This is a genomic window from Rhodoferax sp. (assembly GCF_037143375.1).
Taxonomy (GTDB): domain Bacteria; phylum Pseudomonadota; class Gammaproteobacteria; order Burkholderiales; family Burkholderiaceae_C; genus Rhodoferax.
Genome location: NZ_JBAWYV010000082.1, coordinates 1 through 15,407 on the forward strand (window position 1 = coordinate 1; position 15,407 = coordinate 15,407).

Consider the following 15,407-nt stretch of genomic DNA (forward strand, 5'->3'; position numbering starts at 1 on the left):
GGTCGGTGGGCAGCAACTGCCCGGTCTTCTCCGCCAGATAGAGCAGGATGGCGCCCGATTCAAACAGGGCCAGCGAGCGGCCGCCTGGCCCGCTTGGGTCCAGCAGGGCTGGTATCTTGTTGTTCGGGTTGAGTGAGAGAAATTCCGCGCTGAACTGGTCCTGGCGCGCAAAGTCCACCAGATGCGCCTCATACGGCAGCCCGGTTTCTTCCAACATGATGGACACCTTGACACCATTGGGCGTGGGCAGGGAGTAGAGCTGGATCTGGTCAGGCCGTGTGGCGGGCCACTTTTGGGTGATGGGAAAGGTCGTCAGGTCGGTCATGGTGTCCTTATGGGTGTGGGGGAAGGCAAGCTAGTGCTGGAGCCAGCAGCTAGGTCCTGAAATGGGAGATTCCGCGCTTCCAGTAGATTTTTGAATGGATCCGGGCTTCTTCCGTCGCCCATCTTTTGCTCAGTAGTCTGCGTGCAGTCAACACAGTGCCGGACTCGCCGGCCATCCAAACCTGGCAAGGGTCCCAGGAAGCCGGCAGCTGGTTGAAGGCGTTTTCCAATGCACCCGGTTCGCCCGGGGCATCTTCGGTGGAATGTATCCAATGCACGCGCACATGGGGCCCTGCAAGCAGTGTTTCGTGCTCCGTTGGGTGTTCCACCACTAGCAGTGCCTCAACAGGCAGGTCGGAAGGCACATGGCTCAGGATGGCCTGGATAGCAGACAGGGCGGTGGCGTCGCCGATCAAAAGCAAGCGCGGCGCACGGGCAAGCAAGTGGAAACCGCCGTCGCGCGGACCTGCAAATGTGACCGTATCACCCACTTGTGCAGCCTGCGCCCACCGCGAGGCCGCGCCCGTCTTGTGAACGACAAAGTCAAGCGCAAACGTCCCCGCTGCCAGATCCAGGTTTCGCAGGGTGTAGGCGCGCCCCACACTGCCCCCTGCTGGCGTTGGCATGAACAACTTGATCCAGTTTGCGGGCATTTGTGCCGCATCGCTACGGACAAAGGCAGCCACGTCTGGGCCACTGAAGGTGATACGGATGCGCCTGGCATGGATCTGCACATGCGCAGAGACGGTAGCGGACAGTCTTGTCCGGGCATCGTGCTGCGCGGGCGCAGTGGTTGGCGAATCAGTGCGACCACCCCCAAGGGATTCACTGGTCAGCAAAGGCGCATTCATGGTTTGGCAACCTGCGCGATGTCCAGACCACCCGCCATGGCAACGTAGCAACGTGCCGTGGCCAGGGCCAGATCCCGCTGGGCGAGTACCACTTGTTCGTTGGCCGCCAGGGCTGCCCGATCCGCTTCCAAAACGCCCAGCAGACTTTCAGCGCCCTCCTGGTAGCGGATGCGCGTCAGACGGGCACTCTCTTGCGTCAGGTTGTGGGCCGTGTTCAGGTCTGCGTTGCGCTTGCGCGTCTGGGCCCAGTTGGAGAGGGCGGAATCGGTTTCTTCCAGGGCGACCGCAACGACCTTGTCGAAGTTGGCACTGGCCACCTGCATGTCTGCGCCCGCCGCGCGCACTTGTGCACGCCGCGCACCCCCATCCAACAAGGGCAAGGAAAAGCCGGCACCCAGTCGCCAACGGCCCGCCTCGCTGCCCAGCCAGTCGCCCGCGATGCCCGCACCGCCCAGCATGGACAGCAGGCTCACCCGGGGGAAGAGGTCGGCCTGTGCAATGCCTTCGCGTGCTGCGGCCACTGCCATGGCCCGCTCGGCGGCCCGGACATCCGGACGGCGCAGCAGCAAGCTCGCCGGCTCGTCCGTCACCAGTGCCTTTGGCAGCTGGAGCGGCACAGGTCGATCCAGCTGGGCCAGCATGTGAGCATCCAACCGTTGCCCGGTGAGGGTCGCCAGGCGATTGCGGGCCGTGCGTTCTTGCGCATGCAAACCCGGCAAACGCGAACCAAACAGCCGGAGTTGCCCCTCGTAGCGAATGCGCTCTGCAGGTGCAACGCTACCCGCACGTTCGCGCGCGCGAATCAGCGTCAGTGTCTCTTCCTGCACATCCAACTGCTGTCGAATGTTCGCAGCCAACATCTGGGCGCCGCGCAGCTCCAGATAGGACTCAACCACTTGGGCCAATATCGCGCGTCGTACGTCGTCACTCAAAGCTGCACGCTCGTCTGCGGAGAATTGAGCGGCATCGATGCTGTGGCTGACACGCCCGAAGAGGTCCAACTCCCACGCCATCGAGGCCTGCCATTGCACGGGGTCCGCGATGCTGGCTACACCGCTGCGACTTTCAACCGCAGCGAGTCGCACATGGCTGGCCTCCGCACCCAGTGTGACGCCAGGCAAGCGGGCGCCCTGCGCTGCCTGCACTTGCTCGCGCGAAGATGCAAGCCGGGCCACACTGGCCCGCAGGTCATAGTTGTTTTTCCAGGCCAGTTGCACTAATGCATCCAGTTGCTCATCGCCCAGTTGGGTCCACCACAGTGCCAGGGACGTGTCGGACGCCAGCGCCTCTACCGCACTCGCCGAAGGCAAGGTCGTCAGATGATCAGACTGCAAATCGGGCGCCTGGTAAGGAGCGGTGCTGGAACACGCGCCAAGAAGGATTGCGGTCAACAGAACGGACCAGCGCGTAGCAAGGTTAGGTATTGCCGGTGTTTTCATGCTTGTGCTCCCGCAGTTTGCGCCGATGTTTTGGCAGTCGCGTGGCCGCTCTTTCGCGTGAGCAGGGTAAAGAACAGGGGGGTGAAGAGGAGACCGAAGAGCGTGACGCCAATCATTCCAAAGAAGACGGCAGTGCCAACGGACTGGCGCATTTCAGCCCCTGGTCCGGTGGAAAAGACCAGCGGCAATGAGCCCATCAGGAAGGCCAAAGACGTCATCAGTATGGGCCGCAGCCGGGAGCGCGCAGCGGCGATGGCCGCTTCACGCGGCGTTGCACCCTCGGCATGCGCCTGGCGGGCAAACTCGACAATCAGGATGGCATTCTTTGCGGCAAGTCCGATGAGCACCACAATGCCAATCTGTGTCAGCACATTGTTGTCCAGTCCACGCCAGGTGACACCCGCCAGCGCGGCCAGGATGCACATCGGAACAATCAACACCACGGACAGTGGCAACCACCAGCTCTCGAACAGCGCGGCCAGCAGCAAATAGACGAACAGCACGGCAAGTGTCAGTGCAACCCATGTACTGCTGCCGGCCTGCTTCTCCTGCAGCGCAAGCTCTGTCCACTCGTAGTCGAAGCCAACGGGCATCTGCGCGTCCAGCATGGACTCCATGGCAGCGATGGTCTCGCCAGTTGAAAATCCCGGCTTGGTGCCGCCCTGAACCTCTGCCGTGGGGTAGAGGTTGTAGCGTGGCACACGGTAGGGTGCGGTGGTTTGCTGAAAGCTTGCCAGACTGCCCAGGGGAACCATGGCGCCGTTGCTGGAGCGGATCTGCAAGCCCGCCAGGTCGTCCTGGTTGCGGCGAAAGGGTGCATCGGCCTGGGCGGTGACACGCCATACGCGGCCCATCAGGTTCATGTCGTTGACGAACACGGAGCCCATATAGCTTTGCAAAGCCTCACTCACCCTGTCCGGGCTGACGCCCAGCAATGCGGACTTGCTGCGGTCCACGTCCACCTTGATTTGCGGCGTCATGGCGTTGAAGGGAGTAAAGGCTCCTGCAACCGATGGCAACTTGGATGCTTTGTCTGCGATGTCACGGGCAACCGTCTGCAGAGCTTGCGGACCCTGCCCGCGGATATCACGAATTTGCAGCTTGAATCCGCCACCGGTACCGATACCGCGCACCGCAGGTGGCGGTATCACCATCACCCGTGCATTGCTGATGGGTGCCAGGGTTTTGCGCATGGCGGCCAGCATCGCCGGGCCATCGAGTTGGTCTTTGGCTCGATCCTTGAAGTCTTTGAATATCGTAAAAATGACGGCGGCATTTGGTGAGGACGTGAAGGTAGCACCGTCGGTCCCGGCAAAAGCTGCCGTATGTGCCACGCCCGCTTGCTTGAGCAGGCGCTGTGCGGCTTCATGCGCCACTTCGGTGGTGCGCTCCAGCGTTGAGCCCGGTGGCAACTGGATCGATACGATGGCATAACCACGATCAAGCTGCGGTACAAAGCCGGTGGGCGTGACGGCTAGGCGCCAGGCCGTCAGTCCGACCAGGCCTAGGTACAAGGGCACCATGAGCCAGCGGCGTGACAGGGTGAAGCCCGTCAACTGAACATAGCGGCCCGACAGGCGGCCAAACGTCCGGTTGAAGGCCTCTGTCCATTTGCCACCCAGACCCTGTTGGTGAATCGCCTGTTTGGGCTTGAGCAGCATGGCTGCCAGTGCTGGCGACAGTGTTAAGGAAACCAGGGCAGAGATCACGGTAGAGGCCGCAATGGTGACGGCAAATTGCCGGTAGAACATTCCTGAGATGCCATCGATAAATGCGGTGGGGACGAACACTGCGACCAGCACCAGGGCAATGGCAATGAGTGCGAATCCCACCTCACTCATGCCACGGCAGGCGGCCTCGGCGGGGCTGAGCCCTTCCTCAATATGGCGCTCCACGTTCTCGACGACAACAATGGCATCGTCCACCACGATACCGATCGCCAGCACTAGACCAAAGAGCGAGAGGGTGTTGAGTGAATAGCCGAGTCCGGCCATGACCGCAAAGGTGCCAACCAGAGAGACCGGGATTGCCAGAATGGGTATCACGGCAGCACGCCAGGAGCCGAGAAAGAGCAGCACGGCAATGCTCACCAGAACCGCGGCTTCAAATATCGTGTCTTTGACTTTGTCGATGGACGCGCGGATGAATTCGGTCGGGTTGTAGTAGGCGTGGAAGGCCAAATCCTCAGGGAACTCGGTCTTCAGCTTTTCCAGTTGGGCGAGTATTTGGTCCGCAGTGGCCAAAGCGTTCGATCCGGGCTTCTGGCTGATGCTGAAGGCGACCGCGTTCTGGTCGTCGACAAAGCCGCTTTCTGTGTAGTCCTGCGCCCCCATCTCCACGCGGGCAACATCCCGCAAGCGCACCATGCCGCCGTTGGCCGCTGTGGCCACCACAATCGACTTGAATTCTTCCACGTCGTGCAATCGACCTTGTGCCTGGACCTGCACCTGGTAGGCACCATCACTGCCCGCGGGAGGCTGGTTCAGCACACCGGCTGCGACCTGCACATTGGCGCGGCGCACAGCCGCAATCACCTCGGGTGCCGTAAGCCCCAGGGACGCAACGCGGGTCGGATCCAGCCATATGCGCATGGAGAAGTCCCGGGCGCCACGGGTGTAGATGTCACCCACACCCTCCAGCCGGGACAGGGAGTCCTTGACCTTGCCGCTGACAAAGTTGGAGATGTACTGTTGGTCGTGCGTTCCTTTGGGTGACACAAACATCACCACCATCAGCTGGTCGGGTGAGGCCTTCTTGATGGAAACCCCCAGACGACGCACCTCTTCGGGCAGACGAGACTCTGCAATGGAGACCCGATTCTGTACCAGGGATTGAGCCTCATCGACATTGGTGCCCGGCTTGAAGACGACGCTGATAGCCAACTTGCCATCGCCGACCGACTGGGATGAGAGGTACAGCATGCCATCGACGCCGTTGAGCTCCTGCTCGATCGGGGCGGCAACCGTCTCGGCGATTTCCTGGGCCGAGGCTCCCGGATAGTTCGCTTTGACGGTGACCGTGGGGGGAACGATTTCCGGGAATTCCGATATGGGCAGCTTGAGCGCTGCTACCGTACCGACAAGTGTCAACAGGATAGACAGGACAATCGCGAAAATGGGTCTTCTGACGAAGAAGTGTGAAAAGCGCATGCGTTTGTCTCTTTCTTATCCGCCATTGGCCGGTTTGGCGACTTGCACACTGTCTCCGGGACGAACGCGCTGCGCGCCCGAGACGATGACGCGGTCTTCCGCAATCAATCCCGCCAACACCACGCGCTTGTTGTCGACCAGACTGCCCACTTCAACACGCTTGGCCATCACTTTGCCGTTGGCATCCACCACCAGCACCATCTTTTTGGTCTGGTCGCTTTGCACGATGGCATCAGGGACCAGCAGCCTCTCTTGCGGCGTGCCCACAGGGATACGCACATGCGCGAAATTTCCGGGCACTACGGCCTGATCGGCGTTGCCCATTGTGGCGTGCAAGCGCACGGTGCCTGATCGTGTACTGATCTCGTTGTCCACAAAATCAAGCGGTACCGACTGGGTACCCACCACGCCATCAACCCGCAACTGAACCCGTTCGGGAAACTTCTTCTGTTGCCGAAGGCGTTGAAAATCGACCTCCGACACCTCCACGACAGCGCGAACCGGGCTTTGCGCCACGATGGTGGTCAGCACTCCACCCTGTGCAGTGCCGCCCGCAATGTAGTTGCCGACGTCCAGGCGGTGGTCTGAAATCTTCCCAGACAGTGCGGCTCGAACCGTCGTGAATGACAACTCAAGTTCTGCACTGCGCATGTCTGCCTCACTCGCCAGGACGGCGGCTTGGGCGCTCTCGAATTCGCCGCGCGCACGATCAAGCTCTTCGGTGCTGGAGGCACCCGACTCATGGATCCGGGAAAGACGGGCGAATTGTGCGCTTGCGAGCTTCTGGCGCGCCATAGCCTGGGACAGTGCGGCCTGGGCTCGGTCCCGCGTGGCTAGGAAAGGGCGCGGGTCAATGATGAAAAGTGGATCACCGGCTTTGACCTGCTGGCCATCGCGAAACTTGATGGCCTCCAGGTAGCCAGAGACGCGCGAACGCACTTCAACCGAGTGTGCCGACTCAATGCGTCCTGTGTAGTCCATGGCGTCTTGCACGACGGACTTCTCGGGATGCGCCACCGTTACGGTGGGCATGGGCGGGACTGCCGCCGCCGTGGTTGTTGCAGTCTTGGTGCAACCAGAGACCAGTGCTATCGAGGCGAGTACCGCCAGAATCAGCACGGGAGAGTAAGGAGGAATAATTTTCATGGGGTCTCTTTGGAGGACAGGAGAGGTTTTGTGCGCGCCCGGCTGGCAAGCGAGACTGCGAGGGCGAGAAGAATCAAGGCTGCGGCCACGGTGAAGGTCAGCCGCATGCCGGAGGCAACTGCTTCTGCATGGGCGGTGGTGATGTCACTGACAGCGGATCCGAAGGCGAACACGGCCCCCATGGCGGAAGCACCGGTAATGAGCCCCAAATTACGCGACAGGCTCAGCAAGCCGGAAATAACGCCGCGTTGATCGGCGCGAATATCGGTCATGACCGCGGTGTTGTTGGCAGCCTGGAACAGCGCATAGCCAGCGGTGATCACGGACAGTGGAACGATATAGCCCGGGATTCCCAAACTGGTGGGCAACAGGGGCAACACAATGGCACCCAGCGCCATAGCCAGCAAACCGAAGGTTCCCATACGGTAGGCGCCAAACCGGTCCACGAAGCGGCCGGCCGGCGCGCCGGTGAGGGCCGCCACAATGGGGCCGGAGGACATCACCAGTCCGACACGGGCCGCATCGAGCCCGAGCGCGCCGGAGAGGTAGAACGGGCCTACCACCAGCGTGGCCATCACCACCGTGGTGACCAGCGCGCTCATCACAAAGCCTGCACTCAGAACCGGGCTGCGGAACATGGACAAACGGACCAAAGGGGATGCAGCCCTTGTCTCTACCAAGAGAAACAGGCCGCCACCTATTACAGCGGCGAGCAACAGCGCGATGTTGAGTTGTCCGAAATGACCTCGGCCCAGGGTCATGGCAAGCGCATACGCTGCAAGTGTCAGAGCGAGCAGCAGGGTGCCCAGGCTGTCGAAGCGGGGCCTGTCGCCTTTGGCAGACTGGCGATCTTGCGGGAGAGAGCGGTAAGCGAGGACAAAGGTCACTATGCCCAACGGCACGTTGACCAGAAAAATGGCTTGCCAATGAAGGGCGGCAATAAGCAATCCGCCAAGCGTGGGCCCCAGGGCAGTGCCAATGGCCGACATGGTCCCCAGCAGTCCCATCGCGCTGCCGGTCTTGTCCTTTGGCACAGCCTCGCCCACCATCGCCATGGTGAGTGCCATCATGATGGCCGCGCCTAGTCCCTGCAGTGCACGCGCTGCAATCAGCCAGGCAAGCGAGGGAGCAGCGCCACACAGAATAGAGGCCACAGTAAACAGCACGATCCCTGTGAGCAGTAAGCGCCTGCGTCCGAAGGTGTCGCCAAGCTTTCCGACGCTGACGATGAGTGTGGTGATAGCAAGCAAATAGGCCAGGACGACCCACTGGACGTCCTGAAAGCTCACGTTAAACGCCTTGGCCAGGGTTGGCAGAGCCACATTGGCGATACTGGTGCCCAGCGATGACAGCAACATCGACATGGACAGGCTAATCAACGCCCATCGAAAGGCAGGCTCCTTCTGTGCACTGTCGGGCGCAGCGCCTGCGCTGGTATTACGATTTATTTTCAAAATTTTTCTCCTTGGGGGGGTGACCGTTTGCAACGGTGAACAGATGCCATGGCTTACAGACGCTTGGCTCGCACCAGACAGTCCAGCGCGACCCGCGTGCCATCGGGTGTTTCCACCGGCCGTTCGACCCGCACCGCCTTTTCAATCTCGAGTTCATTACCCAGAGCGGCGACCACCTGCTCTGCCGTGTACAGCATGTCGGCCCGCTGCGGACCGCCATAACCGTGCAACAGGTTCTCGGAGTCATGACCGACCAACAAGAACGTACCACCAGGCGCCACTGCGCGCGCGGCTCGCAACAGAATCGGCAGAAACTCGGCCTGTGGAATCTGTAGGTAGATCAGGGCGACCAGATCAAAGCGGTGGAAATCCAACGCGTATGTGCGCAGGTCAGCTTCGCGGAAGTCGATGGCCTCGTGCACGTTGCGCACCAAGGCCAATCGCCGCGCCTTCGCAATGGCCACGTCCGAAAAGTCGACGGCACTGACGATCCAGCCCTGCTCCGCCAGCCAAACGGCGTTGCGTCCTTCGCCTGTGGCCATATCCAGGGCGCTGCCGGGCGCGAGATGGGCGGTCTCTTCCACCAGGAAGCGGTTTGCCTTGGCCGTCCAGATTAGTTCCTCTGCTGCGTAGCGCTGGTTCCAGTCATCGCGTTCCATGGTGCGAGAAGCAGAGCCGCCTACGGTGAATTGGCCTTGCTCCTGCTTGATACTGCCTTGTTGAATGCTCGCTGCTGTGGTTGCCTGCGATGTAGATTGCATATTGCTGCTCCTGAGATGTAGATGTCAGGATCGTAGGGATCCGCATGGCAAGGCGGAAGGCGCTCTGTTTGCACTTAGGTACTGCACCTGACGCCTTATCAGCAAAAAAATGCTATGGTTCATAGCATGTCACTCCCTGATCTGAATTTGCTCATTACCCTCGATGTGCTGCTGGCAGAAGGCAATGTGTCGCGCGCGGCCAACAGGTTGCATTTGAGTCCCTCGGCGATGAGCCGTTCGTTGACGCGATTGCGTGATGCAATGGGTGACCCGTTGTTGGTGCGTGCCGGACGCGGACTTGTTCCTACGCCCCGCGCCCTCAAGCTACGTGATCAGGTTGGACGTATCGTGCAGGAGGCAACTGAGGTTTTGCGTCCCGAGGAACAGCTCAACTTCAAAGACTTGGTCCGGACGTTTACGCTACGGTCAAGCGAAGGGTTTGTGGAGAATTTTGGACCAGAGTTGATCGCGCGCGTGGCCGAGAAGGCGCCTGGCGTGCGACTGTTTTTCGTGCAAAAGCCGAACAAGGACAGCGCCCCACTTCGCGAAGGGCTCGTCGATCTGGAAACCGGGATTGTTGAAAGGACCACCGCTCCTGAGTTGCGTGTGCAGGCCCTGTTCAGAGACCGCAGTATCGGTGTCGTTAGAGCCGGGCACTCACTCAGTCAAGGTGCCATCACGCCTGAACGCTACGCAGACGGTCAGCACATTTCCGTCTCGCGACAGGGACTGGACAAAGGACCCATTGATGAAGCTCTGAGCGAATTGGGGTTGGTGAGAAAGATCGTCACGGTGGTCGCTGGCTTTTCGACCGCGCTCAGCCTGGCCAGGGCCTCCGACATGATCGCCAGTGTTCCGGGACGACACACCCGGAATTTGCGGGCTGGTATGTTCAGCTTCCCGCTACCAGTCAACACGCCGGAGATCACGATTTCCATGCTCTGGCACCCACGTATGGATGGGGATGCCGCCCATCGTTGGATTCGGGGCTGCCTGCATGACATCTGTGCAGCGCACCACGGCGATTCCGCTAGTCCGGAGGAGCTTGTCAAAGAGTGATCGCAGGACAAGACCTAACGACCTTCAGTCTGGCTATGAACCGGGGCAACCCCAACTCCATGGTTCATGAGTCGGCCATTTGTGTTTTAGGCCCGAACGTTAAGGCCGATGGTCTGTCCCTGATACCTTTGGATGATTTTCATGGCCGATTCCAGTATCTTCACGGACGTTTCGTCATTGCGCGATAGTGCGCCCTGGATGCCGTCGCGGACCTTTTGTGTGAAGTCGTAACGTGTCCCGTCGCTCTCAGCCGGAAGCTCACCGCCGAGGCCACCGCCGACCGGGATTTTCATGGTCATTGCCATGAAAGGCCTGCTGTCATCGAGCGACATTTCCCCGCTGCGAATCTGAGTATTGACCCAATCGCGCATGTCATGGCGGGTCATGTTGGAGAAATCCGCCTGCTTCGTGCTGTCAGTCTGGGTCGTCGTAAGTGCAGCCGAAAAGGACGTGGCCGAACGGTCGGCGGCCGAAGCCTGCGGGCGCTGGCTCGCATATTGGAAGCTTGTTCCTGCATCAACTCTCATCAAATCCACCCTTTCGATACGGTAATCAAAACATCATCACCAGCAAAACTTTCGCCGGCATTGTGCATTTGATTGTCTATCGAAGCGCGAAGGCGCAATGTGCATCGCCTGCACTATGTATGTGCAGCTGACGCTGCGCCACGAGGCAAAGATGTTGCTATCGTTCCTGCATGTCAAAACCTGATCTGAACTTGCTCCTGACCCTGGATGTGCTGCTGGCGGAGGGCAATGTGGCGCGCGCTGCCGAACGCCTGCATCTGAGTCCGTCGGCGATGAGTCGGTCTCTTGCCCGCCTGCGTGATACCACGGGCGACCCCCTCTTGGTCAGGGCCGGGCGTGGACTGGTTCCCACGCCGCGCGCCATCAAGCTCCGCGAGCAGGTGGGGCAGATCGTGCAGGACGCACAGGCAGTCTTGCGGCCCGCAGAGAAACTCGACTTGGGCCAACTGGCAAGGACGTTCACGCTGCGGGTCAGCGATGGATTCACGGAAAATTTCGGACCCGCCCTGATTGCGCGGGTGAGAGAGGAAGCGCCTCAGGTCCGGCTACGCTTCGTGCAGAAGCTCGACAAAGACAGCGGACCATTGCGCGACGGAATCGTTGATTTGGAAACAGGCGTGGTCAGTGAACAGACGGGGCCAGAGGTTCGGACCCGGCTGTTGTTTAGGGATCGATTCGTAGGCGTGGTGCGAAAAGATCATGCACTGAGCCAGGGTGAGATCACAGCTTCCCGTTATGCATCTGGCCAACATGTGCTGGTATCGCGCCGAAATCTCGATAGAGGTCCTTTGGATGATGCATTGAAGCCGCTTGGACTAGAGCGGGAGATTGTTACCTTTGTGGGGGGATTTTCAGGCGCCCTGGCCTTTGCACGGGCGACCGACTTGATTGCGACTGTTCCGGAGAAGCATACAGGCAACTTGCGCAGCGGAATGTTTAGTTTCACACTTCCCGTACCGTCGCCAGAGCTCACCGTTTCAATGCTATGGCATCCACGAATGGATTCTGATATGGCTCACCGCTGGCTCCGGGGATGCCTTCTGGACATATGCACTGTTACGACTTCCCGGGAAAAGTCGATCTGAGTTAAATTGGTTAGCAATGGATAGGTTGGTCTTGATGACCAAACAGAGCAAGATTAGGTAGAAATAGAACTTCCGTAAACAGCTCAAAGCGGGTACGAAATCGGGCGATACCATCGAAAGTTCCAATCGATGTCAGCCCAGAACCCGGGATGGCGACGCTGCCGATGTCAGTGTTTCAGCACCAAGCTAGTCACGAACGGCTAATGAGCAGGCAAATCGAAAATCTCTAATACCGGAATCGCGGCCCAGTAGCCGCACAGCGCACAAAACTGCTCACTCGTTTGGTCGACTGCTTCCAAGATTTTGGCACTGGCCGTGAGCGACTGCTACTAGCGAAATTGAGACTCAGCTTTCCATCATTCGGTGGGATTCATGCGGCTCCGATGAACCTCGGGTATGGGTCTTCAAGAGTCCGCCACTTTTCTCCAAAGCCAACTTTTTAAACTGAATGTCAAAAAACGTAAACCCGCCACGGTTGCGGCCTTTCGTCGGGGACACCTTTCGGTGTTGCCAATTTTCTTTCAGAAATGAAGTCGTTCGTGACATTAGGTGCGGTGGCAAAGCGCTGTTCTCCTATCTCAACGAGGTCTCTATCTACGACACATTAGTTTTTCGGACACAACGGAGTCGGCAAGACTGCCCTAACACACTGGCCAACGGGTGAAGCGGAATCCTCCGATGGGCGCCAACCTCATTGGCGCATGAAGGTGATCCACTTCGGTGTTGTCGAGCAAGAAAGGAAGGCCCTGACAATACCGATGCGCCAGTCACAGAAGCATCATGGCTTAAATTTAACCCGGGTATTATTGACACAGCAATTTAACCCGGGTATTATTGGCTCATCCAATTCAAGCTCAATTTCATCGTGACTGATATCGCTACACCTTCCTACACCAGCTTCAACGGCCACAAGCGAATTTCCTCTGGCAGCTTGAAGGTCAACGCATTGGCTGTGAAACACGCTCTGGCGTCCGGCGTATCCAGTCTGCTGCTGACATTCTGCGACCAGACTGGCCAAGTTGTCGAAATTGACACTCGAGGAAGCGATGCCGACATGTTGGCACGTCTGCCTCCAGAGGGCTGTCAGCTTCAAGGAAACGAATCGGCACTGATCAATTCCGAGGAATCGGGTGAGCCACGGGGCCGTGGCCGGCCAAAGCTTGGAGTTGTCGCGCGAGAAGTCACGCTACTGCCGCGCCACTGGGATTGGTTGGCTGCACAGCGAGGCGGTGCATCGGTGACTTTGCGCAAACTGATTGATGACGCACGCCGGGCCAACGTGGACCGAGACCGGCAACGGCGGGCGAATGAATGTGCTTACCACTTCATGTCAACCATGGCTGGTGATATGGCTGGGTTTGAAGAGGCCTCGCGGGCGCTGTTCGCAAACGACGCGGCAAAGTTCCGCCAACTGACCGAAGCTTGGCCGTCCGACGTTCGCGATTACGTCAGGTACCTGGCATACCCGCTGCCGCTGACAGAAGTGCCATCGCTTGCGCCGTGACTCATTTGGAACAGAGAGGATTGATGATGACAAACAGAAAAACGCTGAAACGACAGTATCTGGAGACGAAAACCCGAGCCGGTGTCTATGCGATCCGAAACCAGATCACGGGCCGGGCCCTGGTTGCCGGAAGTTCGAACGTTCAGGGCACACTCAACCGGCATCGATTTGAACTGCAGCATGGACTGCATCGCAATGCGAGGCTGGCGCAGGACTGGGTCGCGCATGACGAGACCAACTTTCTCTTCGAGGTGCTCGATATGGTCAAAGCCAGCGAAGATCCAGCGTTCAATGCCGCACAGGAATTGGAAATGTTGGTTAGCCTGTGGCGCCAGGAAATCCCTTGTGTCGGCGAACTCGGCTACGACCAACCCAGGAGCAAACCTCGATGAACACGAATCTCGGCTTCTGTTTGGCGCTACACCGTGCCCACGCCAGCCTGCAACTCAAGCTTGACGACGAGTTGGGCATACACCATGGCATCAGTTTCAACGACTTTGCGTTACTGAATTTGCTTGCGCAAGCGGACGGTGGTCGGGTAAGCATTCCCGAACTCGTGCGTCCGATGGGTCAGCCTCAATCGGCTGTGCTGCGTCAGTTGATCTTGCTTGAGAAGATAGGCCTCGTGGTGCGTGAAGGTGCGAATGGAGATCGTCAGGCTGTGCTTCGCCCAGCCGGGCGTGCGCTGGTGCACGCCGCGCGCGAGACCGCCGATAGTATTTGCACCGAAGCCGTCGAATCAATCGCCCCCGCAGTGGTTGCGACAGTTTCCGCGGCACTGGTAACGCTTGCATGCAGGCCAGCCTTAGAACGCTCATGAGCAACGCTATCGCGCCGATTTTTTTGGTACGTGGCCACTTGCACAGCCTAGCGGTGCATCCGTTGTGCTGTAGTGAATCCAGCCAGCCGAAATATCGAAGTGCTCCCAAAAAGCGCGCGACACAAGAACATTTAAGGACCACACGCCATGCCCAAGATTAAAGGGAACGGAATTGAAATTGAATACGATTGTTTTGGCAATAACGACGCGGAAGCTGTTCTGCTGATTTCCGGTCTGGGTACGCAGATGATTCGCTGGAGCGAAACGTTTTGCCAGATATTGGCAGAACAAGGCTACCGCGTGATTCGTTTTGACAATCGCGATACTGGCCTTTCAACTCACTTCAATAGCGCGTCGATGCCAGATCTTGCTGCAATCGCCGACGCAGTTTCACGTGGCGAAGCGCCCAATGTCCCCTACACGCTCTTCGATATGGCGAAGGACGCTGCAGGACTTCTTGATGCGTTGAAGATCAAGCGAGCGCACGTGGTTGGACGATCCATGGGAGGCATGATTGCACAACTGTTGGCCAGCGAGCATGCTGAACGCGTTCTATCTCTGGTTTCCATTATGTCGAGCACTGGCAATCGTGATCTGCCGCAGGCCAGCCCTGCAGTGATGGCGGCGATGACATCGCCCGCGCCACATCCTTTAAAAGACGAACAGGGCTATCTCGCACATTGCGTTGCCTTTTCTCAAGTGATTGCCGGACGAGGCTATTCGTTCGACGAATCCGCTCAACGAGATCAAGCCTTGGCCGAAGTGAACCGAGCATACAACCCAAGCGGGTTTTGGCGGCACATCGCCGCCATCGCAGCAACGGGTGACTTAAGATCACGACTAAGCAACATAAGTGCTCCGACCCTTGTGTTGCATGGGTCAGACGACCCACTCGTTCCCCCGGAGGCGGGGAAGGACACGGCGGCCAACATTAAAGGAGCCGAACTACTCATCGTCGAGGGAATGGGCCATGATTTTCCACCATCGCTGTTTGGGTTTGTGGCCGGAGTCATCGCAGATAACGCACGCCGCATGTTCAACCCTGCGAATCGCCCCGACGTTACTAGACCTTTTATTGCCTAATTTGGTTAAAAGAGCTACTGAATTGGGGACGAGTAACAACCGATTGCAGGTGCCCCTTTGGTCGAAAGCAATGCATCTTTGCAGACCGTCGGTTCGCTGTTGCTAATGTCGGGTATCGGGGAGGAAATTTGAATTTCTGTAGACCCGCTTTGGGTCTTCTAGAGTCGTAGATGCCAGCAGTTTGGATGACAGCTTGCCATTTGTA

At 58.8% G+C, this 15,407-nt stretch carries 14 protein-coding genes; 6 read left to right on the forward strand and 8 right to left on the reverse strand.

Annotation, left to right across the window (positions count from 1 at the left end; genetic code table 11):
• The 7 genes from WCG50_RS12425 to WCG50_RS12455 form a co-directional block, all read right to left on the reverse strand.
• Positions 1-325: glutathione S-transferase N-terminal domain-containing protein (locus tag WCG50_RS12425; protein WP_336899921.1), on the reverse strand; the 325-nt coding region annotated here is incomplete at its 3' end.
• Between the two features lie 49 nt (positions 326-374).
• Entirely contained in the window at positions 375-1,175 is an 801-nt protein-coding gene (locus WCG50_RS12430) for a siderophore-interacting protein (protein WP_336899922.1), read from the reverse strand.
• Positions 1,172-2,614 carry an efflux transporter outer membrane subunit gene (locus tag WCG50_RS12435; RefSeq protein ID WP_336899923.1) on the reverse strand — a complete coding sequence of 481 codons (1,443 nt, stop codon included), beginning with the start codon at positions 2,612-2,614 and terminating at the stop codon, positions 1,172-1,174. Before WCG50_RS12435 ends, WCG50_RS12430 begins: the two co-directional genes overlap by 4 nt.
• Positions 2,611-5,763: a multidrug efflux RND transporter permease subunit gene (locus WCG50_RS12440; RefSeq protein ID WP_336899924.1), complete on the reverse strand. Its 3,153-nt coding sequence runs from the start codon at positions 5,761-5,763 to the stop codon at positions 2,611-2,613. The genes WCG50_RS12435 and WCG50_RS12440 overlap by 4 nt, the downstream gene beginning before the upstream one ends.
• Positions 5,764-5,778: 15 nt before the next feature.
• Positions 5,779-6,909 (reverse strand): efflux RND transporter periplasmic adaptor subunit, encoded by a 1,131-nt coding sequence (locus tag WCG50_RS12445; protein ID WP_336899925.1) that lies wholly within the window; start codon positions 6,907-6,909, stop codon positions 5,779-5,781.
• Positions 6,906-8,267 carry an MFS transporter gene (locus tag WCG50_RS12450; protein WP_336899933.1) on the reverse strand — a complete coding sequence of 454 codons (1,362 nt, stop codon included), beginning with the start codon at positions 8,265-8,267 and terminating at the stop codon, positions 6,906-6,908. Before WCG50_RS12450 ends, WCG50_RS12445 begins: the two co-directional genes overlap by 4 nt.
• Positions 8,268-8,416: 149 nt before the next feature.
• Positions 8,417-9,124: a class I SAM-dependent methyltransferase gene (locus tag WCG50_RS12455; RefSeq protein ID WP_336899926.1), complete on the reverse strand. Its 708-nt coding sequence runs from the start codon at positions 9,122-9,124 to the stop codon at positions 8,417-8,419.
• A gap of 126 nt (positions 9,125-9,250) precedes the next feature.
• Between WCG50_RS12455 and WCG50_RS12460 the strand changes: the two genes are divergently transcribed.
• Positions 9,251-10,183 (forward strand): LysR family transcriptional regulator, encoded by a 933-nt coding sequence (locus WCG50_RS12460; RefSeq protein WP_336899934.1) that lies wholly within the window; start codon positions 9,251-9,253, stop codon positions 10,181-10,183.
• 86 nt (positions 10,184-10,269) lie between these two features.
• Here the strand turns inward: WCG50_RS12460 and WCG50_RS12465 are convergent, their stop codons facing one another.
• Positions 10,270-10,710, reverse strand: a complete 441-nt coding sequence (locus tag WCG50_RS12465) for a hypothetical protein (protein ID WP_336899927.1) — start codon at positions 10,708-10,710, stop codon at positions 10,270-10,272.
• 170 nt (positions 10,711-10,880) lie between these two features.
• Between WCG50_RS12465 and WCG50_RS12470 the strand changes: the two genes are divergently transcribed.
• From WCG50_RS12470 to WCG50_RS12490, 5 genes are all read left to right on the forward strand, one after another.
• Positions 10,881-11,795, forward strand: coding sequence for a LysR family transcriptional regulator (locus WCG50_RS12470; protein ID WP_336899928.1), 915 nt, complete (start codon positions 10,881-10,883; stop codon positions 11,793-11,795).
• 865 nt (positions 11,796-12,660) lie between these two features.
• Positions 12,661-13,299 (forward strand): DUF2239 family protein, encoded by a 639-nt coding sequence (locus WCG50_RS12475; RefSeq protein WP_336899929.1) that lies wholly within the window; start codon positions 12,661-12,663, stop codon positions 13,297-13,299.
• A 26-nt stretch (positions 13,300-13,325) separates the two neighbouring features.
• Complete coding sequence (locus tag WCG50_RS12480; RefSeq protein WP_336899930.1) at positions 13,326-13,691, forward strand: GIY-YIG nuclease family protein; 366 nt, start codon at positions 13,326-13,328, stop codon at positions 13,689-13,691.
• Entirely contained in the window at positions 13,688-14,119 is a 432-nt protein-coding gene (locus WCG50_RS12485; protein ID WP_336899931.1) for a MarR family transcriptional regulator, read from the forward strand. The genes WCG50_RS12480 and WCG50_RS12485 overlap by 4 nt, the downstream gene beginning before the upstream one ends.
• A 147-nt stretch (positions 14,120-14,266) precedes the next feature.
• Positions 14,267-15,202 (forward strand): alpha/beta hydrolase, encoded by a 936-nt coding sequence (locus tag WCG50_RS12490; RefSeq protein WP_336899932.1) that lies wholly within the window; start codon positions 14,267-14,269, stop codon positions 15,200-15,202.
• Positions 15,203-15,407: the final 205 nt, after the last annotated feature.

Bases quoted from the DNA above. Each gene is read 5' to 3' on its own strand.
- WCG50_RS12430 (WP_336899922.1), bottom strand. From the start codon at position 1,175: ATGAATGCGCCTTTGCTGACCAGTGAATCCCTTGGGGGTGGTCGCACT.
- WCG50_RS12435 (WP_336899923.1), bottom strand. From the start codon at position 2,614: ATGAAAACACCGGCAATACCTAACCTTGCTACGCGCTGGTCCGTTCTG.
- WCG50_RS12440 (WP_336899924.1), bottom strand. From the start codon at position 5,763: ATGCGCTTTTCACACTTCTTCGTCAGAAGACCCATTTTCGCGATTGTC.
- WCG50_RS12445 (WP_336899925.1), bottom strand. From the start codon at position 6,909: ATGAAAATTATTCCTCCTTACTCTCCCGTGCTGATTCTGGCGGTACTC.
- WCG50_RS12450 (WP_336899933.1), bottom strand. From the start codon at position 8,267: ATGTTGCTGTCATCGCTGGGCACCAGTATCGCCAATGTGGCTCTGCCA.
- WCG50_RS12455 (WP_336899926.1), bottom strand. From the start codon at position 9,124: ATGCAATCTACATCGCAGGCAACCACAGCAGCGAGCATTCAACAAGGC.
- WCG50_RS12460 (WP_336899934.1), top strand. From the start codon at position 9,251: ATGTCACTCCCTGATCTGAATTTGCTCATTACCCTCGATGTGCTGCTG.
- WCG50_RS12465 (WP_336899927.1), bottom strand. From the start codon at position 10,710: ATGAGAGTTGATGCAGGAACAAGCTTCCAATATGCGAGCCAGCGCCCG.
- WCG50_RS12470 (WP_336899928.1), top strand. From the start codon at position 10,881: ATGTCAAAACCTGATCTGAACTTGCTCCTGACCCTGGATGTGCTGCTG.
- WCG50_RS12480 (WP_336899930.1), top strand. From the start codon at position 13,326: ATGACAAACAGAAAAACGCTGAAACGACAGTATCTGGAGACGAAAACC.
- WCG50_RS12485 (WP_336899931.1), top strand. From the start codon at position 13,688: ATGAACACGAATCTCGGCTTCTGTTTGGCGCTACACCGTGCCCACGCC.
- WCG50_RS12490 (WP_336899932.1), top strand. From the start codon at position 14,267: ATGCCCAAGATTAAAGGGAACGGAATTGAAATTGAATACGATTGTTTT.